General features: G+C 41.7%; 18 protein-coding genes and 1 tRNA gene. 15 read left to right on the plus strand and 4 right to left on the minus strand.

Features of this window, described 5'->3' with window-relative positions:
- Window position 1 precedes the first annotated feature (1 nt).
- Window positions 2-75: transfer RNA gene (locus HA044_RS08470), tRNA-Pro, on the plus strand.
- Between the two features lie 92 nt (window positions 76-167).
- Here HA044_RS08470 and HA044_RS08475 read toward each other — a convergent pair.
- The 3 genes from HA044_RS08475 to HA044_RS08485 form a co-directional block, all read right to left on the minus strand.
- Window positions 168-701, minus strand: coding sequence for a DUF402 domain-containing protein (locus tag HA044_RS08475; protein ID WP_187540768.1), 534 nt, complete (start codon window positions 699-701; stop codon window positions 168-170).
- Window positions 702-810: 109 nt separating this feature from the next.
- A complete protein-coding gene (gene recX, locus HA044_RS08480) occupies window positions 811-1,593 on the minus strand; it encodes a recombination regulator RecX (RefSeq protein WP_187540769.1) in 783 nt (260 codons plus the stop codon).
- Between the two features lie 10 nt (window positions 1,594-1,603).
- Window positions 1,604-2,380, minus strand: a complete 777-nt coding sequence (locus HA044_RS08485) for an aminoglycoside 3'-phosphotransferase (protein WP_187540770.1) — start codon at window positions 2,378-2,380, stop codon at window positions 1,604-1,606.
- Window positions 2,381-2,435: 55 nt separating this feature from the next.
- Between HA044_RS08485 and rlmD the strand changes: the two genes are divergently transcribed.
- From rlmD to HA044_RS08545, 12 genes are all read left to right on the plus strand, one after another.
- Window positions 2,436-3,788, plus strand: a complete 1,353-nt coding sequence (gene rlmD / locus HA044_RS08490; protein ID WP_187540771.1) for a 23S rRNA (uracil(1939)-C(5))-methyltransferase RlmD — start codon at window positions 2,436-2,438, stop codon at window positions 3,786-3,788.
- 32 nt (window positions 3,789-3,820) lie between these two features.
- Window positions 3,821-4,057 (plus strand): DUF1858 domain-containing protein, encoded by a 237-nt coding sequence (locus tag HA044_RS08495; RefSeq protein ID WP_003014300.1) that lies wholly within the window; start codon window positions 3,821-3,823, stop codon window positions 4,055-4,057.
- A complete protein-coding gene (locus tag HA044_RS08500) occupies window positions 4,054-5,400 on the plus strand; it encodes a DUF438 domain-containing protein (RefSeq protein WP_187540772.1) in 1,347 nt (448 codons plus the stop codon). Before HA044_RS08495 ends, HA044_RS08500 begins: the two co-directional genes overlap by 4 nt.
- A gap of 2 nt (window positions 5,401-5,402) precedes the next feature.
- A complete protein-coding gene (locus HA044_RS08505) occupies window positions 5,403-5,657 on the plus strand; it encodes a DUF1912 family protein (protein WP_013903179.1) in 255 nt (84 codons plus the stop codon).
- 180 nt (window positions 5,658-5,837) lie between these two features.
- Window positions 5,838-6,185 carry a helix-hairpin-helix domain-containing protein gene (locus HA044_RS08510; RefSeq protein WP_187540773.1) on the plus strand — a complete coding sequence of 116 codons (348 nt, stop codon included), beginning with the start codon at window positions 5,838-5,840 and terminating at the stop codon, window positions 6,183-6,185.
- A 373-nt stretch (window positions 6,186-6,558) separates the two neighbouring features.
- A complete protein-coding gene (locus HA044_RS08515; RefSeq protein ID WP_187540774.1) occupies window positions 6,559-7,137 on the plus strand; it encodes a flavin reductase family protein in 579 nt (192 codons plus the stop codon).
- Complete coding sequence (locus tag HA044_RS08520; RefSeq protein ID WP_187540775.1) at window positions 7,124-7,693, plus strand: GNAT family N-acetyltransferase; 570 nt, start codon at window positions 7,124-7,126, stop codon at window positions 7,691-7,693. The genes HA044_RS08515 and HA044_RS08520 overlap by 14 nt, the downstream gene beginning before the upstream one ends.
- 30 nt (window positions 7,694-7,723) lie before the next feature.
- Window positions 7,724-10,372 carry a valine--tRNA ligase gene (locus HA044_RS08525; protein WP_187540776.1) on the plus strand — a complete coding sequence of 883 codons (2,649 nt, stop codon included), beginning with the start codon at window positions 7,724-7,726 and terminating at the stop codon, window positions 10,370-10,372.
- A gap of 65 nt (window positions 10,373-10,437) precedes the next feature.
- Window positions 10,438-11,394, plus strand: coding sequence for a TIGR01212 family radical SAM protein (locus tag HA044_RS08530; protein ID WP_187540777.1), 957 nt, complete (start codon window positions 10,438-10,440; stop codon window positions 11,392-11,394).
- A complete protein-coding gene (locus HA044_RS08535) occupies window positions 11,378-11,935 on the plus strand; it encodes a class I SAM-dependent methyltransferase (protein WP_187540778.1) in 558 nt (185 codons plus the stop codon). The genes HA044_RS08530 and HA044_RS08535 overlap by 17 nt, the downstream gene beginning before the upstream one ends.
- Entirely contained in the window at window positions 11,928-12,182 is a 255-nt protein-coding gene (locus HA044_RS08540) for a hypothetical protein (protein ID WP_187540779.1), read from the plus strand. The genes HA044_RS08535 and HA044_RS08540 overlap by 8 nt, the downstream gene beginning before the upstream one ends.
- Window positions 12,183-12,193: 11 nt before the next feature.
- Window positions 12,194-14,248 carry a sodium:proton antiporter gene (locus HA044_RS08545; protein ID WP_187540780.1) on the plus strand — a complete coding sequence of 685 codons (2,055 nt, stop codon included), beginning with the start codon at window positions 12,194-12,196 and terminating at the stop codon, window positions 14,246-14,248.
- 52 nt (window positions 14,249-14,300) lie between these two features.
- On the opposite strand, the gene HA044_RS08550 is transcribed toward HA044_RS08545, so the two are convergent.
- A complete protein-coding gene (locus tag HA044_RS08550; protein ID WP_187540781.1) occupies window positions 14,301-15,107 on the minus strand; it encodes an ABC transporter ATP-binding protein in 807 nt (268 codons plus the stop codon).
- A gap of 74 nt (window positions 15,108-15,181) precedes the next feature.
- Here HA044_RS08550 and HA044_RS08555 point away from each other — a divergent pair, with 74 nt between their 5' ends.
- Both HA044_RS08555 and HA044_RS08560 read left to right on the plus strand, forming a co-directional pair.
- Complete coding sequence (locus HA044_RS08555) at window positions 15,182-16,309, plus strand: AI-2E family transporter (protein WP_187540782.1); 1,128 nt, start codon at window positions 15,182-15,184, stop codon at window positions 16,307-16,309.
- A 132-nt stretch (window positions 16,310-16,441) separates the two neighbouring features.
- On the plus strand, window positions 16,442-17,923 hold the full coding sequence (locus HA044_RS08560; protein ID WP_187540783.1) for a M protein trans-acting positive regulator PRD domain-containing protein: 1,482 nt from the start codon (window positions 16,442-16,444) through the stop codon (window positions 17,921-17,923).
- The last annotated feature ends 339 nt before the right edge of the window (window positions 17,924-18,262 follow it).

Consider the following 18,262-nt stretch of genomic DNA (forward strand, 5'->3'; position numbering starts at 1 on the left):
TCGGGAAGTAGCTCAGCTTGGTAGAGTACTTGGTTTGGGACCAAGGTGTCGCAGGTTCGAATCCTGTCTTCCCGATAGTGTATTGAAAAGTCTAATGGTTTCATTAGGCTTTTTTGGTATTTCTTTAGGTGAATGACAAGAAAAAAGAGCTTTCGCTCTTTCCAACTTTATTTATTTCGCAGTTCAACATAACGGTTATACCAAATTTTGATATATTCCTCTGAAAAAGGACCTTTGTTTTGGTTGATCCAATCTACCAATACCTTTACATTTTCTTTCAAAATAAAGTCAATGTTGTCTGAATAGTGCATTTTCTCTTTGTGTTGCTCATATTCTTCAACATCTAACAATTTTTTTTCACCATTTGTAAAAACCTTGACATCGAGATCATAGTCGATATATTTTAAGGCTTCCTGGTCGATGTGAAAAGGACTTGCTAGGTTACAGTAGTATGATACACCATTGTCACGGATCATGGCGATGATGTTAAACCAATATTTTTTATGGAAATAAACGATCGCTGGTTCACGTGTAATCCAACGTCTGCCATCACTTTCAGTAACAAGTGTATGATCATTTACTCCAATAATTGCATTTTCGGTTATCTTTAATACCATGGTGTCACGCCATGTTCGGTGTAAACTGCCATCATGTTTATAACTTTGAATTGTAATAAAGTCGCCTTCTTTAGGTAGTTTCATAACGTACCAACTTTCTACAATCTAAGTATATCCTCTATATTGTATCATATTTTTTCAAATATTTTCTGTTTTTTCTATCATATTTTCAATTTGATTCATGAAGAGAGGTTTATTCATCCAGGAAGTCCCTTATGGCTGACGTTATATCACTATAATCGTACCCTTTTCTTGCCAGTGCTTGTGTTAAACGTTGTTTGAGGTCGTAGCCATCATACTTTTGCGAATATTTCCGATATTGCTTATCCAACTCTTTAAAGATTAGTTCCTGAACGGTTTCCTCTTCTATCTGGCTATCCAGTTGGTCAAAGGCTGTTTTAGCTTCCAAGTAGGAAAACCCTTTGTTGGTAAGATTTTGGATTATCTTGTCTTGTAGAGCACGAGCAGGCAATTTACCCTGATATTTTTTCAGTAGTTTTTCGGCTGTACGCTCTGCGACTTCCGTCATGTTAAATTTTTGTAAGACGTCTTGGATAACGGCCTTAGCAACTCCTTTTTGAGAAATCTTTTGTATCAGCATGTAGCTTCCCTTGTCACCAGATAGCTGATTGGAATTGATGATAGCATAGGCATACTGACGGTCATTGATCCAGTTGTCATCCTTGAGGGCTTGGATGACTTGTGGTATGATTTTCTCATCAATCTCATGTTTAACTAAATAGTCTCTGACTTCTTTTTCAGTACGGGCCTTGAAGGATAAGTGGTAGAGCGCCAAGTTTTTTCCGTAGGAAAATTGTGCAAAGGTTTGAATTTCTGCAAACTCTTGAGGACTAATTTCCTTATCCTTGGTCAACATAAAGCGAACAATGGTATCCTCTGTAATATAGCAGGTTTGGTCGCTATCAAGTTCTAGCAGGTAGAGACGTTTTTTCTTTTCTAGTTTTGTGATTTTCATGATTTTCCTTTTATCCAAACGCTTCAAAGGCAGCAACGAGTCGAAGTTTATTTACATCGACCTGTTCTCTCCCATAATAGTTAAGAAATAGTTCAGCGTATTTAGGGTCATGTAGGTTATAGTTGAGGGACCAAACTGCCCAAAAGAGATCGATATGTCGGTCACTGAAATCAGCTAAGCCAAGGTCAATAAAGCAAGAGAAGTGGTCAGCATCTTTTAGAATAAGGTTTGGTAGACAGGCATCCCCGTGAATAAAGGCATCTGTCTTTAAAAGGTGCCCTTGTTCTCGAATGAGCTGGAAGGCCTCTTCACGGCTGCTAATCCGGAATTGGGGTAGGAGAGCCTTGGCATAGAACTCACCTTTTTCATAGTTTTTTAATGCTCTGTCTTTATAGGCCTGTAAATGATTTTCTGATGGGAAATTTTGCGGATAAAAGCTGTGAAGTTTTTTAAGAGCTTCGGCCATGGTTCGGCAGATTTTTTCTGGCTGGTCTAAAAAAGCGAGAGTATCATGACCAATAGCCTCTTTAGTCAGGAGGTAGTCTTTATCTGTAGATAGATAGTGGATGACTGGAGTTCCTATTCCCTCTTGTTCAAACAAACTTGCAATTCTAGCTTCTCGCTCTAATCTTCCCTTTTGATCTATTTTCAAATAGTAACCTGAATCAAGATAGAGAACCGTTGCGCCTGAATGAGAAGAGCTGTCAGAAAGAGTTGCTCCCTCTATATAAGTTCGTAATTGCTCAGGAAAATCCAATGGGGAAAAATGAGATATCTTTGTATTCATGGTTTTATTGTAACATATTCTTAAACATTGAGAAACTACGTGGTATAATAGACTTATGAGTCTTAAAGTAAAACAAAAAATTCCTTTGAAAATTAAACGAATGGGAATCAACGGAGAAGGGATTGGCTTTTATAAAAAAACACTTGTCTTTGTGCCTGGGGCTTTAAAGGGCGAAGATATCTTCTGTCAAATTACAAGTGTCAAGAAAAATTTTGCGGAAGCCAAACTCCTATCTGTGAATAAGGCGTCTAAGTATCGGGTGACACCCATGTGTGATATCTATGAGACCTGTGGGGGCTGTCAAATCATGCATTTGAAGTATGACAAGCAGTTGGAGTTTAAGACAGATTTATTGCAGCAGGCCTTGAAGAAGTTCTCACCTGAAGGCTTTGAACAGTATGCTATTCGGCCGACAATCGGAATGAAGGAGCCTCTTTACTATCGGGCAAAATTGCAATTTCAAACAAGGAAATTCAAGGGTCAGGTGAAGGCGGGGCTCTATGCTCAAAATTCACATTATTTGGTAGAATTAAAAGATTGTTTGGTTCAAGATCCGGTTATTCAAGCGATTGCTACTGATCTAGCAGATTTATTGACCTACTATCAGATCCCGATTGCTGATGAGCGAAAAGAACTGGGTGTCAGAACCATGATGGTTCGACGGGCTCGGAAGTCTGGTCAGGTTCAGATCATTGTGGTCACTAGTCGGCAGATTAATTTAAAGGATTTAGTGGAAGACTTGGTTAAGAAACACCCTGAGATTGTCACCGTTGCTGTTAATAAAAATACGTCTCGCTCCAGTGAAATCTATGGGGACCAAACACAGATTATTTGGGGTGAAGAGGCTATTCTTGAAGGCGTTTTGGATTATGAATTCTCCCTCTCTCCTCGAGCCTTTTATCAACTGAATCCAGAGCAGACTGAGGTGTTGTATAGTGAGGCGGTTAAGGCTCTAGATGTTTCTCCAGAGGATCACTTGATAGATGCCTACTGTGGGGTTGGAACGATTGGGTTTGCTTTTGCGAATAGGGTGAAAAGTGTTCGTGGGATGGATATCATTCCTGAAGCGATTGAAGATGCCAAATACAATGCTAAACGGATGGGATTTGAGAATACCCACTATGAGGCTGGTACAGCAGAAGAGATCATTCCTCGCTGGTACCAAGAAGGCTATCGAGCAGATGCAGTCATTGTGGATCCACCCCGTACGGGTTTAGGGGCAAAATTGATCGAGACCTTGTTGCACTATGCACCTGAAAAGATGGTCTATGTCTCTTGTAATGTCTCTACTTTGGCACGGGATCTAGTGGCTTTGACGAAGGTTTATCAGGTTGAATACATTCAATCAGTGGATATGTTCCCCCATACAGCACGGACAGAAGCAGTTGTGAAATTAGTGAAGAAGTGAAAATGAACGAAATGAGTAAAGGAAATAGGAAAATGGACAATGTTATTGATGTATCGATTCCAGTGGCTCAAGTCATTGATCAACATCCGGAAGTATTGGACTTATTGGTGGAGTTGGGCTTTAAACCTTTAGCCAACCCCATCATGCGCAATACAGTTGGGCGCAAGGTTTCCTTGAAACAAGGATCAAAATTAGAAGGTACTCCTATGGAGAAGATTGTGCGAACCTTAGAGGCTAATGGGTATGAAGTAGTGGGGCTAGATCAATGAGTGATGAACGAATTCATGTCTTAAGAGATATCTTATTAGAGCTTCATCATGGAGCCTCTCCTGAATCGGTTCAGGAACGGTTTGACGCGACTTTTAGCGGGGTTTCTGCGATTGAGATTTCCCTCATGGAGCATGAGCTGATGAACTCTGATGCAGGTGTTACGTTTGAAGATGTTATGGAACTTTGTGATGTCCATGCTAATCTCTTTAAGAACGCTGTCCAAGGGGTCGAAGTGGCAGATACTGACCATCCAGGCCATCCGGTTCAAATCTTTAAGCAGGAGAACCTGGCTCTTCGGGCCGCTATGATGCGGGTCCGCCGCTTGCTAGATAATTATGAGACAACTGAGGATCCTGAGATGATTCAGGAGATTCAGAAGGGTTTACTGCGTCAGCTGGGCTTGGTGGGCCAATTTGACCGGCATTACCGTCGTAAGGAAGAGTTGATGTTTCCGATTATGGAAAAATATGGGCATGATTCCCCACCAAAAGTGATGTGGGGAGTAGATGACCAGATCCGGGAACTCTTTGCGAAAGCATTGGATGTGGCCAAGGGACTACCGGATTCCGACATCTTAGAAGTCAAAAAGTGTTTTGAAGCCTTTGCGCAAGAGTTTGAGGGAATGATCTTTAAAGAAGAATCAATTCTCTTGATGATATTGTTGGAATCCTTTACTCAGGATGATTGGCTTTCCATTGCGGAGGAAAGTGATGCTTATGGTTATGCCATTATTCTCCCAAGTGAGAAATGGGTGCCAAAACGCGTAGGTTTCAAAGAAGAACCACTGAAGGAGCCAGAAGATTCTACTGAACTTCTTTCTTCTTCAGGAGGAGAAGAACAACGTCAGGTCATTGAAACTCCTGAGGGACAATTGACCATTACCTTCACGCCTAAGAAAAAAGAAGAGAGTTTCGACCGCAACCAACCTCAACCGTTTGGTAATGGCTATTTGTCAGTTGAGCAAGCGAATTTGATCTTGAATCATCTGCCGATGGAGATCACCTTTGTCAATAAGGATGATATTTTCCAATATTACAATGATGTAGCGCCTTTTGAGGAGATGATTTTCAAACGGACACCGTCGCAGGTGGGGCGCAACGTCGAATTGTGCCATCCACCAAAATACTTGAAGAAGGTCAAGGCAATTATGCAAGGACTTCGTGAAGGAAAAAAAGACAAGTACGAAATGTGGTTTAAATCAGAATCGCGTGGGAAATTTGTCCATGTCACCTATGCAGCCGTGCGTGATGAAGCTGGAGACTTTCAAGGTGTCTTGGAATATGTTCAGAACATTCAACCCTATCGAGAGATCGATACGGATTTTTATAGAGGAATGGAGTAAAGATGAGTTACGAAACAGAGTTTATGAAGGAGTTTGAGGAGTGGATCAAGACCCAAGTCATGATCAATGAAATGGCTCTCGAAGAAAGTAAGAAGGTTTTTGATGAAGACCAGGATGAGCGAGCTAAAATCGCCATGATTCGCTATGAAAGCCGTTTGGATGCTTATCAGTTCTTGCAAGGGAAGTTTGAAAATTTCCACGCTGGAAAGGGATTTCATGATTTGCCAGATGGCCTCTTTGGTGAAAGAAAATACTAAAATGACGTTATTGAAGGCGTTTTACCAGCTGGATTTAGCTGAAAATTGGGCAATGACTTGATTTTTTAAGGGATTATGATACAATAAAAAAGTTGAAATGACATCAACGGATTATTGAAAGTAATGATGGTGATGAAACCTTGTTGCCTTAGGAATTGATCACTATTTTTAGGAGGAAAAATGGCAAAGAAGAACGTAAACCGTGCAAAACAATACAAACATCAAAATAGACATGTCTTGAAAAAAGCTGTTGCAACTGTAACTGCGGCTGTGAAAGAAGCACCGAAAAAAGTTGAAAAAGCTACAAAAGCAGTAGCGAAAGAAGTGAAACAAGCGGCTTCTTCAGTGGAAGAATTTGCTGCAAGTTTGGAAGGTGTGGCACTTGATCGTGCGCAAACATTCTATGATGAAGGTATTCGCTCTGTTGCGGACTTCGCAAACTGGACGGAGAAAGAGTTGTTGGCCCTTAAAGGAATTGGCCCAGCTACAATCAAGAAATTGAAAGAACTAGGTGTTAAATTTAAATAATCGCTTTTGTGATTTCTTGCTATTTCCAGGAGATCTTGATAAAATGAACCTGTTAGAGGTGTTTTGAATCCCACATTTTACAGAAAGTGGCGGAGCTGAGAAGTCCACAAATGTGTCAAAACTGGTTGCTAATGGATGAAATAAAAAAATGAAATATAAATCTTTTTGTCTCCTTTTAGGTCTAGGCAGCGAGTTGCAGGCTGTACTCAAGTACGCCAAAGCAAGCTAACAACGTCATGAAAGTGCAATAAGAAGATTAAAGATGCGGGCATCTGCCCGAAATTGGGTGGTACCGCGGATAAACACATTCGTCCCTGTCAGATTGATGGCAGGGGCGATTTTTCTTTTCTACCCCTAGTCAAAGGAGCTTGTCATGAAACAATCTTTTAAAACTAGTAAACTCTACTATGGCTTTCCGATTTTCATCTTAGGGTATCAGGACCAGAGCTTTGGGTACAATATCACAACCTGCAGTTCCTCTTATAGCCTGGGCGATTGGCTGGTCATCGGTGTTGGTGCTGAGGAAAATGCGGCTGACCAGATTAAGCATTACCAGAAGTTCTCTGTGAACATCCCTGACGAAAACCTCATGCTTGAGATGGAGCAGGCTGGCTTTATTACCCATCGGGAAAAGTTGAAACACCTGGGGCTTGACTACGAGATTTCTGAGCAGACTCAGGCCCCGATTTTGGAGGCTTGTCCAGTCGTATTGGACTGCCAGGTAGATCGAATCATCGAGGAAGATGGTATCTGTCATATCTTTGCCAAAATTCTTAATCGACTGGTTGATCCAGAGCTCTTAGATGACAAGGGCCATTTTAAAAATGACCGCTTTGCGCCGACTTACTTTATGGGGGATGGTCATCAGCGTGTTTACCGTTATCTAGATGACCGAGTCGACCCCATGGGAAGCTTTATCAAGAAAGCGAGGAAGAAGAATGGTAAGAGCTGAACTGCCAGAACGAATCGAAACGGAGCATCTCGTTTTACGAGTCCGTACAGTGGCAGATGCTGAGGATATCTATACCTACGCTAGTCTCCCAGAGGTCTCTTATCCAGCGGGCTTTCCGCCTGTTAAGATCTTGGAAGATGAGATTTATTACCTAGAACATATCCTTCCTGAGCGTAATGAAAAGGATAATCTCCCAGCTGGTTACGGCATTGTGGTCAAAGGAACCGATAACATCGTCGGCTCTGTTGATTTCAACCATCGCCACGAAGATGATGTACTTGAGATTGGCTATACCTTGCACCCCGATTATTGGGGACGAGGTTATGTACCAGAAGCAGCGCGTGCTTTGATTGATTTAGCTTTTAAAGAACTGGAGCTTCACAAGATTGAACTAACTTGCTTTGACTATAACCTTCAAAGTCAACGAGTTGCTGAGAAACTTGGCTTCACCCTCGAAGCACGGATCCGAGACCGCAAAGATGCCCAAGGCAATCGCTGTGATGATTTGAGATATGGCTTGCTGAAGAGTGAGTGGGAAACTCAAGCTAAACACTAAAGAATAGAAATAACTAGAAAGGACACACACATGTCTAAAGAACTTTCACCTAAATACAATCCAGCTGAGGTTGAGGCTGGTCGTTACCAAAAATGGCTTGACGAAGATGTTTTCAAGCCCTCAGGCGATAAAAAGGCGAAGCCTTATTCCATCGTGATTCCACCACCAAATGTAACTGGGAAACTCCACCTTGGTCACGCTTGGGATACGACTTTACAAGACATCATCATCCGTCAAAAACGCATGCAAGGCTTTGATACGCTTTGGCTTCCAGGAATGGACCATGCTGGGATTGCCACTCAAGCCAAGGTTGAAGCTCGTTTGGCCGAAAGTGGTATTTCGCGTTACGACCTGGGTCGTGAGAAATTTCTTGAAAAAGTTTGGGAATGGAAAGATGAATATGCGGCTACCATCAAGCAACAATGGGGCAAAATGGGAATTTCAGTGGATTACTCTCGTGAACGTTTCACCCTTGACGAAGGCTTGTCAAAAGCCGTTCGCAAAGTCTTTGTGGACCTTTACAAGAAAGGCTGGATCTACCGTGGTGAATTTATCATCAACTGGGATCCGAAAGCCCGTACAGCCCTTTCTGATATCGAGGTGATTCATAAGGATGTCGAAGGTGCCTTCTACCACATGAACTATATGTTGGAAGACGGTTCACGTGCTCTTGAAGTGGCAACTACTCGTCCTGAAACTATGTTTGGAGACACTGCCGTAGCGGTTAATCCAAATGACGATCGTTATAAAGATTTGATTGGTAAAAATGTTATCTTGCCAATCTTGAACAAACCGATCCCAATCGTTGGCGATGAACACGCAGACCCTGAATTTGGTACTGGTGTGGTTAAAATCACGCCTGCCCATGACCCTAATGACTTCTTGGTTGGACAACGCCATAATCTTCCTCAAGTGAACGTTATGAACGATGATGGTACCATGAATGAATTGGCTGGTGAATTCAAGGGTATGGACCGCTTTGAAGCACGCAAGGCCGTTGTTAAGAAATTGGAAGAAATTGGTGCTCTTGTCGAAATCGAGAAAATGACTCACTCGGTTGGTCACTCAGAACGTACAGGTGTGCCTGTTGAACCACGCTTGTCTACGCAATGGTTCGTGAAGATGGATCAATTGGCGAAAAATGCCATCGCTAACCAAGACACAGAGGACAAGGTAGAATTCTACCCACCTCGTTTCAACGATACCTTCCTTCAATGGATGGAAAATGTCCACGACTGGGTCATCTCTCGTCAGCTCTGGTGGGGTCACCAAATCCCTGCTTGGTACAATGCTGAGGGTGAAATGTACGTTGGCGAAGAAGCACCAGAAGGTGATGGCTGGAAACAAGACGAAGATGTCTTGGATACTTGGTTCAGTTCTGCCCTTTGGCCATTCTCAACTATGGGCTGGCCTGATGTGGACTCAGAAGACTTCAAACGTTACTTCCCAACTTCAACCTTGGTTACAGGTTATGACATCATCTTCTTCTGGGTGTCTCGTATGATTTTCCAATCATTGGAATTTACAGGACGCCAACCATTTAAGAACGTCTTGATCCACGGTCTCATCCGTGATGAGCAAGGACGCAAGATGTCTAAATCTCTCGGTAACGGGATTGACCCAATGGATGTCATCGAGAAATACGGCGCCGATGCCCTTCGTTGGTTCCTTTCAAACGGTTCTGCACCAGGTCAAGACGTGCGCTTCTCTTACGAGAAAATGGATGCGTCTTGGAACTTCATCAACAAAATCTGGAACATCTCTCGCTACATCCTCATGAACAATGAAGGTTTGACCCTTGAGCAAGCAACTGCTAATGTCGAAAAAGTTGTCAACAAGGAAGCTGGAAATGTCACAGATCGCTGGATTCTCCACAACCTCAATGAAACGATCGGAAAAGTCACTGAAAACTTTGATAAATTTGAATTTGGTGTAGCAGGTCATATCCTCTACAACTTCATCTGGGATGAGTTCGCGGACTGGTACGTTGAGTTGACCAAGGAAGTCCTTTATAGCGACAACGAAGAAGAGAAAGTTATCACACGTTCTGTTCTCCTTTATACTTTGGACAAGATCCTTCGTCTCCTCCACCCAATCATGCCATTTGTGACAGAGGAAATCTTTGGACAAATCTCAGAAGGTTCTATCGTTACAGCAACATACCCAACTGTTAATCCAGCATTTGAAGACCTTGCGGCTCACACAGGTGTCGAAAGCCTCAAAGACTTGATTCGTGCCGTTCGTAATGCGCGTGCGGAAGTAAACGTAGCTCCAAGCAAGCCTATCACCATTCTTGTTAAGACTAGCGATAGCGACTTGGAAGCCTTCTTTAACAGCAATGTCAACTACATCAAACGCTTCACAAATCCAGAACACTTGGAAATCGCAGCTAATGTAGAAGTCCCTGAATTAGTAATGTCAAGTGTTATCACAGGAGCAGAAATCTACTTGCCACTCGCAGACCTCCTCAATGTCGAAGAAGAACTCGCTCGCCTCGACAAGGAACTGGCTAAATGGCAAAAAGAACTGGATATGGTTGGTAAGAAGCTCTCTAACGAACGCTTCGTAGCCAATGCCAAACCAGAAGTTGTCCAAAAAGAACGCGACAAACAAGCCGACTACCAAGCGAAATACGACGCGACTGTTGCACGTATTGATGAGATGAAGAAGTTGATCTGATAAAATAAGATCCTAACAACTAGGAGTTGAACTCGCGTTTTGAGTTCAACTCTTTTTTTGCTATAATGAAGGGTATGAAATCCTACAATACTTTGAATGATTATTATCGAACCTTATTTGGAGAAAAGACCTTTAAAGTCCCTATTGATGCGGGATTTGATTGTCCCAATCGAGATGGAACAGTCGCCCATGGTGGCTGTACTTTTTGTACGGTCTCAGGTTCAGGAGATGCCATTGTGGCTCCAGAAGCTCCGATTCGAGAACAATTTTACAAAGAGATTGATTTTATGCATCGGAAATGGCCAGATGTGAAGAAGTACCTGGTCTATTTTCAAAATTTCACCAATACCCATGATAAGGTGGAAGTCATTCGAGAACGTTATGAACAGGCTATTAATGAGCCAGGAGTTGTCGGAATCAATATCGGAACACGTCCGGATTGTTTACCTGACGATACCTTGGCCTACCTAGCAGAGCTGACTGAGCGCATGCATGTGACGATTGAGTTGGGACTTCAGACCACTTATGAAGCGACTTCTGAGTTGATTAACAGAGCTCATAGTTATGAACTCTATGTTGAAACCGTCAAGCGCATTCGAAAACAAGTACCGAAGGCTGAGATTGTCTCCCATTTGATCAACGGGCTTCCGGGGGAAACACACGAGATGATGGTGGAAAATGTTCGCCGTTGTGTGACGGACAATGAGATTAACGGGATCAAGTTGCACCTTTTGCATTTGATGACCAATACACGCATGCAACGCGACTACCATGAAGGGCGTCTCCAACTCATGAGCCAGGAGGAATATGTCAAGGTCATTTGTGATCAGTTAGAGATTATTCCTAAGCACATCGTGATCCATCGGATTACCGGGGATGCCCCGCGCGACATGTTGATCGGTCCTATGTGGAGCCTCAACAAATGGGAAGTGTTGAATGCCATTGAAGCGGAAATGCAGCGTCGTGGGAGTACCCAAGGTTGTAAAGTAGAAGAGGAGGATGATCATGTTACGACCACTTGAAATGGCCCATCAGTTTTTAAATGAAGTCATCACCAAAGAAGATGTGGTGGTGGACGCAACCATGGGGAATGGACATGATACGGCTTTTTTAGCAAAACGAGCAGGTCAAGTCTATGCCTTTGATATTCAAGAGCAGGCCCTTGTCAATACCCGAGAAAAATTGGACCAGCTGGGGCTTCAAAACGTCCAGTTGATTTTGGATGGCCACCAGCATGTGGATCACTATGTAACGAATCTCAAAGCAGCGATTTTCAACCTTGGTTATCTGCCAGCTGCGGATAAATCAGTGATTACCCTGCCAGCTACTACGATTGAAGCCATGGAGAAAATCTGCACTCGCTTAGAAAAAGGTGGGCGTATCGCAATTATGATTTATTACGGTCATGCGGGGGGAGACCTTGAGCGCGATGCGGTGCTGGACTTTGTCAGCCAGCTTCCTCAAAAAGACTACACAGCGACCATCTACCGGACGCTAAATCAAGTGAATCAGCCTCCATTTTTGGTCATGATTGAAAAATTAGAAAGCTACCGGCATGGATAAAGAATATTTAAAGAATAAAATTGAGGGACTAAGACAACATTTTGTTGAGTCCACGGTTCACGAGCGGGCCACAGGATTTTATGACGAAGTGCATATGACCAAAAAGATGCTCAAAATCAAAAAGAAGTTGGTTGCACTGGAAATGGAACGGTGCCAAAAGAAGATTGAGCACAAGGATGTAACCAAGACAGATCAAAAGATTGCGGAGATCAAACAGCAATTTGAAATTTGTTGCAAAGATCGTTAAGGAGGTAGAAAATGGAACTTCTCCTTTATGCCGTGATTTTTTCGATGGTTCTGATCATCTCAAATGCTACCAATAAACTGTTTCCCCGTCTACCATTACCTTTGATCCAAATTTTCTTGGGGATTGGCTGGGCTTTGTTTATCCCTGCAGAGCAGTTTCACCTGGATACGGAGCTATTTTTAGCTCTTGTGATTGGCCCACTCTTGTTTCGAGAAGCAGAAGAAGCAGATATTACTTCTATCTTGAAGCACTGGCGGGTTATTCTCTATTTAATTTTCCCCGTTATCTTTCTTTCAACCCTGAGTTTAGGCTGGCTTGCCCACTCCTTGTGGTTGAGCCTTCCTTTGGCAGCCTGTATGGCTGTGGGGGCAGCTTTAGGCCCTACGGATTTAGTAGCCTTTGCCTCTCTTTCTGAGCGCTTTAGCTTCCCAAAGCGAGTCTCCAATATCTTAAAAGGAGAAGGCTTGCTCAATGATGCTTCTGGACTGGTTGCTTTTCGAATGGCTTTAGCAGCCCTTGCTACAGGTGCTTTTTCTGTTGGAAAAGCAGGGATTTCTTTGGGGATTTCCATAACAGGTGGCTTGCTAGTCGGTCTTTTGACAGGCTTTGTCAACCGGTGGTTGCAAAAATTACTTTTGAGTGTGAGAGCAAGCGATATTGCTAGTGAACTGTTGTTAGAACTGAGTTTGCCACTGTTGACCTTTTTCTTAGCCGAGGAACTCCATGTATCCGGCATTATCGCAGTGGTCGTATCTGGTATCCTCAAAGCTAGCCGCTTTAAACAGATCACGCTCCTAGAGGCACGGGTAGATACAGTGACCCATACTGTTTGGAATACGGTTAATTTTATTTTAAATGGATCCGTCTTTGTCATCTTGGGTATGGAGTTAGAAATGATTGCCAAGCCTATCTTAGACAGTCCACTTTATAATAATCTGCTTTTATTAGCTTCTGTTTTTCTTTTAACAGCCTTGCTCTTTTTGATTCGTTTTGTCATGGTCTACCTCTTTTACTGGCTTCGGACAGTTCGTCTGAAAAAATCGCTGCAAAATTATCTAAAAGATACCTTGCTGTTGACCTTTTCTGGAGTCAAAGGAACGGTTTCGATTGCGACCATTCTTTTGATTCCAACAAAGCTCGAACAAGAGTACCCGATCTTGCTCTTTTTAGTTGCAGGGGTAACGCTCCTTAGCTTTCTCGTGGGCTTAGTCGTTCTTCCAACCTTATCAGATGATAAGGAAGAAGGTAATGATGACCTGATGCAGATTGCGATTCTAAATGATGTTGTGACTGAATTAGAAGCTGATTTAAAAAATAGTCACTTAAAAGGGCCTCTATACGCTGCCATTGATAACTACCATGGACGGATTGAAAATCTGATCTTAAGTCAAGAAAATAAGCTCATTCAAAAGGACTGGGAAGAGTTGAAGCTCTTGATGTTAAGTATTGAAAGTGATGGCCTTGAGCAAGCTTTTGAAGAAGGTCGGATTAGAGAGCGCAGCTACCGTGTTTATCAACGCTATTTGCGGAACATGGAGCAGCGCATCAATCGGAATCTCTCCTCTCGTTTAACCTATTATTTCTTGGTCTCCTTCCGACTTTTGCGCTTGTTGGGCCATGAAATTGTCACATTTGGATCTGGTTTTAGGAATTGGTGGAAACACGAAGATCGACAACTAGAAACCATTGATTGTGATCAGATTGCGGCTCTTTATTTGGCCAATACAGAAATCATCATTGAAAGTCTAGAAGACCTTAAGGGTATCTATCGGAGTAGTCTCATCTCTTACCTCCAGGAATCTCGTCTGAGAGAAACAGCTATTATTTCTAGCGGAGCTTTTGTCGAGCGGGTTATTAACCGAATGAAGCCAAATAATATCGATGAAATGTTGAGAGGCTATTATCTTGAACGTAAGATCATTTTTGAATACGAGGCGGGACACTTGATCACCTCTAAACAAGCACGTCGCATGCGCAAAAATGTTAACGAATTGGAGAACTACTCATTAAGAGAAAGTGCCAATACGCTCCCTTATGATGTAATTGCCTATACCCAAAATCGCTAAGCTAAAATAAAAAAGTGGCCAGGCCGATCGACTTAGTCACTTTTTGTATATTTTATTCAGTTTTATTAGAATACTGTACTTCAGGTTTGACAAAGAGGCGACCCTCCCCCAAATCAATCAAGGAAACCGGTGCTTGGTAGAAGTGACTGAGAATATTTGGAGTAAGGATGTTCTCTTTAGGTCCTTGATGGTCGACTTGACCATTTTTTAGCAAGAGGACATGGGTCATGTCTTTGGTAATTTCCTCAGCATGGTGGGTGACGTAGAGGATGGTAGGAGCATGCTTCAACTCTTTGATATGGTGAATCTGCTGGAGTAACTTTTCTCTAGCAAAGAGATCAAGACCGCTTGAGGCTTCATCGAAAATGATTAGATCTGGATGGTCCATGAGGCTTCGTGCAATGAGAACCGTCTGCTTTTCTCCTTGAGAGAGTTCACGGTATTTTCGTCCAATCAAAGAGCTAGCTCCAATCGAAGTCAACATATCGCGTGCCCAACCCAATTCTTCCTCTCCATATGCCGCATACAAAATACTACTCTTGTATTGCCCAGTCAGGACAATCTGTTCGGTGAGGAGGTGTTCAGGCAGTCTTTCTGAGATAAAAGAGCTGACAACACCAATGCGTTTCCGAAGCTCAGGAATACCACCTTCCCCAAAACGAGTTCCAAGGACCGTTACCTGACCCGAACTAGCCCAATATTCTGACATGAGAAGCTTTAGAAGGGTTGATTTTCCGGCCCCGTTAAGACCTAAAATGGCCCAGCATTCCTTTTCTTTCACCTGCCAGTTGATTTTTTTTAATAACGTTTTTCCATTGCGGATGAAATGAACATCTTTTAGTTCAATTAAATTCGTCATAACTTTATCCTTTTGATTAAAATCTCCTTTATTCTATCATAAAATATGGTAGAATAGAAAACAGGAGGTAAGGAATGTTTCGAAATAGTAAATTGTTATTCTGGACATGTGAGATCTTATTATTGACAGTGATTTTCTACATTTGGAGATCCATGGGAGCCTTGATTGCCCCATTTGTGTCCGTTTTGAATACCATCCTCTTGCCATTTTTGATTGCAGGTTTCTTATATTACATTACAAATCCAATTGTTGAGTTATTGGAGAAATACTTAAAGATTAAGCGAATTTTTGGAATTTTGATCACCCTAGTTATCTTGTTCAGTACCATCGGTTTAGGGATATTCTATCTTCTTCCTATCTTGATCAATCAGCTATCCAGCTTGATCAATTCGACGCAAGGTCTCTATTGGGAAGTCCAAAGCTTGGTTCGAAAACTCTCAACCAATGCCTTGTTTCAAAATATCAATATTCAATCAACCATTCAACAGTTGAATCTCTCCTACATGGATATCCTCCAAAATCTTTTGAACAGTGTTACCAATAGTTTGGGTAGTGTGCTCACTACTATTGTCAATACGGTCTTTATTTTGATCATGACACCGATCTTTTTGGTTTACTTCCTCGTAGATGGGAAGAAGCTACTTCCGATGTTGGAGCGGACCATCCTACGAAATGACAAACTACAAATTTCGAGTTTGTTGGTTAGTCTCAATCAAACAGTTTCACGTTATATCAGCGGTATTTCGATCGATGCCTTGATCATAGGGACCCTCGCTTATATTGGTTATAGTTTTATCGGCTTGAAGTATGCCTTGGTCTTTGCCATTTTCTCAGCCTTTGCCAATCTCATTCCTTATGTGGGACCAACAATTGGCTTGATCCCGATGATCATTACCTACGCGTTTACAGATATGGATATGATGGTCAAAGCCGTCATTTATATGTTGATTATTCAGCAGATCGACGGGAATATCCTCTATCCTCGAATCGTTGGAGGTGTGATGAAGGTCCATCCGATTACGATCATGGTCCTCTTGTTACTCTCTAGTAACATCTACGGGATTATCGGGATGTTAGTTGCAATTCCAGTCTATTCGATCGGTAAGGAAATCATCAAATTCTTGATGAATCTTTATGACAACCATCGAGCGGCAAAAGAACAAAAGAAAAAAGAAGAATTTGGAATCATTAACAAATCATAGACTCTAAGGCCCAAAGAGGCTTTAGAGTTTTTTTGGACATTTTTGTAAAAAATGCATCTAAAAATCAACAAGTCCTATAAAATGTGTTAAAATAAAGGTATTTTAAAGATAAAATGAAAAAGGTAGGGAAAGATGAGACTCCTCTTATCGAAAAAACAAAGACGCCAATTGGAATTATTGGAAATCTTGATCAAGGAAAAAAGATGGTTTCATTTGAAAGAATTGGCTAAACGCCTGGATTGCACGGAGCGCTCCTTAAAAGAAGATTTATCCAATCTTCGTAGTACGTTTACCGAGTTTTTGATTGAATCCTCAACAAACGGGATCAAAATCAGTTATGAAGATTCAGTGGGATTAGAGGTGGTTTACCATCACTTCTTTAAAGAATCACAAGCATTTGCTTTGATTGAATATCTTTTTTTCCATAAAGATGTATCCAATGACTATATCTGTAGAAAATTTGACCTTAGTTACCAATCATTCTATCGTTTGATCCGTACCATTAATCAAAAGCTCCAAACCAAGTACAATGTAAAAATTGATTTGAAACCTTTAAATCTGGTTGGAGATGAAACGGATGTTCGTTTCTTCTATGCCCAATATTTTGCAGAGCGATATTACTATATGGAGTGGCCTTTCCCTGAGTTCAAGGAAAATGCCGTAACCGATTTGATCACTTTCTTCTTTAAGCTCTACGGCTATCCTTTAACCTTCTCAGTTATCAAGTCTTATAAGGTGCTCTTGACGGTTTATTTGTCCCGTATCAAGCAGGGTTATTTCATCGATATGCCGACCACCTTTGATGAATACAAGGATCAGTATCAAGGGGTGACCAATGTTGAAGAGATGTTGCGTTATTTCAGTTTGCAGCTGGGGGTTGAGTTGAATGAAAAAGTGCTAGAGCAGTTCTTCATTATCTTTATTCAAGAGAATTTCTATTTTAGCCCAGAGAGTCTTATTGAAGCAGCGGAAACAGACCAATATGCCAAAGAATCGACGAATTTGATCCGAAAGATGTTCAAGGATCTTTGCAAGACCTATGATTTGGAAATTGAAAACCTGGATGAAATGTTGATGCACGTCCACAATACGGCCCATCTGGGGCGTAAGGAATTGTTCTCAGAGTTTCTCTTATTTGATACCAAAACCAATACCAATGATGACTTTATGAGTATCTTCCCAGCCTTTTATGACGATTTGAAGGCAGATCTGATCGCTTATATGGAGACGATGCAACACGATCTGAACGAAGAGATCTTAAAGCACATGATTTACACGGTATACACTCACTGGGAACGCCTCTTGCCACAGTTATTGCGCCGTCGGAAATCGATCAAGGTCTTGATCATTAGTCGTTTTGATGATCACCATGCCAAATCCATGATTGACTTCCTTGATTTCTACTGTACCGATAACTTTGAATTCACCCAGATGATCAAGTACAATCTAACGGTGGAAGATATCGAAGCTTCAGATGCAGATGTTGTAGTGGCCAACTTTATGATGCCAGAATTAAAGAAAAAACCATTTATTTGTACAAGCAGCCTATCATCACTCGAGTTGGTTGAAAAACTCAATGCCTTCTTTTATGATTTTACAAGTGCAGAACACTAACATACAAAGCCTTCTTAGAAACTTTCCTTAGGTGAGTACGGACGTCAGCGAACTTCTTTGAAGTTCCATGACTAATTATTGAGCCTAAGGTCTCAATAATTCCGAGTGCTAGAAACAATCGTGTTTCTAGCACTTTTCTCACGGTGGAAAGTTTCAGTGTATTTTTGAATGAAACTGATAGTATATATCGTTTTAAGTTTTCAGCGACACTTAGGTTATTTTGTGTGAAAAAACAATTTGTTCACATTCTAAAATTAGGACTTGGTCCTGATTTTTTGATGGTAAAAAAGAAAATGACATAGAAGAATGCAGGCTCTCATATTTTGTGGTATAATATAC

Source organism: Streptococcus sp. IMAU 99161, from assembly GCF_014435245.1.
GTDB lineage: Bacteria > Bacillota > Bacilli > Lactobacillales > Streptococcaceae > Streptococcus > Streptococcus lactarius.

Coding starts and splice junctions, on each gene's coding strand:
- HA044_RS08510 (WP_187540773.1), top strand. CDS start 5,838: ATGGCAAAGAAGAACGTAAACCGTGCAAAACAATACAAACATCAAAAT.
- HA044_RS08515 (WP_187540774.1), top strand. CDS start 6,559: ATGAAACAATCTTTTAAAACTAGTAAACTCTACTATGGCTTTCCGATT.
- HA044_RS08495 (WP_003014300.1), top strand. CDS start 3,821: ATGGACAATGTTATTGATGTATCGATTCCAGTGGCTCAAGTCATTGAT.
- HA044_RS08525 (WP_187540776.1), top strand. CDS start 7,724: ATGTCTAAAGAACTTTCACCTAAATACAATCCAGCTGAGGTTGAGGCT.
- HA044_RS08535 (WP_187540778.1), top strand. CDS start 11,378: ATGTTACGACCACTTGAAATGGCCCATCAGTTTTTAAATGAAGTCATC.
- HA044_RS08505 (WP_013903179.1), top strand. CDS start 5,403: ATGAGTTACGAAACAGAGTTTATGAAGGAGTTTGAGGAGTGGATCAAG.
- HA044_RS08530 (WP_187540777.1), top strand. CDS start 10,438: ATGAAGGGTATGAAATCCTACAATACTTTGAATGATTATTATCGAACC.
- HA044_RS08485 (WP_187540770.1), bottom strand. CDS start 2,380: ATGAATACAAAGATATCTCATTTTTCCCCATTGGATTTTCCTGAGCAA.
- HA044_RS08550 (WP_187540781.1), bottom strand. CDS start 15,107: ATGACGAATTTAATTGAACTAAAAGATGTTCATTTCATCCGCAATGGA.
- HA044_RS08475 (WP_187540768.1), bottom strand. CDS start 701: ATGAAACTACCTAAAGAAGGCGACTTTATTACAATTCAAAGTTATAAA.
- HA044_RS08520 (WP_187540775.1), top strand. CDS start 7,124: ATGGTAAGAGCTGAACTGCCAGAACGAATCGAAACGGAGCATCTCGTT.
- HA044_RS08500 (WP_187540772.1), top strand. CDS start 4,054: ATGAGTGATGAACGAATTCATGTCTTAAGAGATATCTTATTAGAGCTT.
- HA044_RS08560 (WP_187540783.1), top strand. CDS start 16,442: ATGAGACTCCTCTTATCGAAAAAACAAAGACGCCAATTGGAATTATTG.
- HA044_RS08555 (WP_187540782.1), top strand. CDS start 15,182: ATGTTTCGAAATAGTAAATTGTTATTCTGGACATGTGAGATCTTATTA.
- rlmD (WP_187540771.1), top strand. CDS start 2,436: ATGAGTCTTAAAGTAAAACAAAAAATTCCTTTGAAAATTAAACGAATG.
- HA044_RS08540 (WP_187540779.1), top strand. CDS start 11,928: ATGGATAAAGAATATTTAAAGAATAAAATTGAGGGACTAAGACAACAT.
- recX (WP_187540769.1), bottom strand. CDS start 1,593: ATGAAAATCACAAAACTAGAAAAGAAAAAACGTCTCTACCTGCTAGAA.
- HA044_RS08545 (WP_187540780.1), top strand. CDS start 12,194: ATGGAACTTCTCCTTTATGCCGTGATTTTTTCGATGGTTCTGATCATC.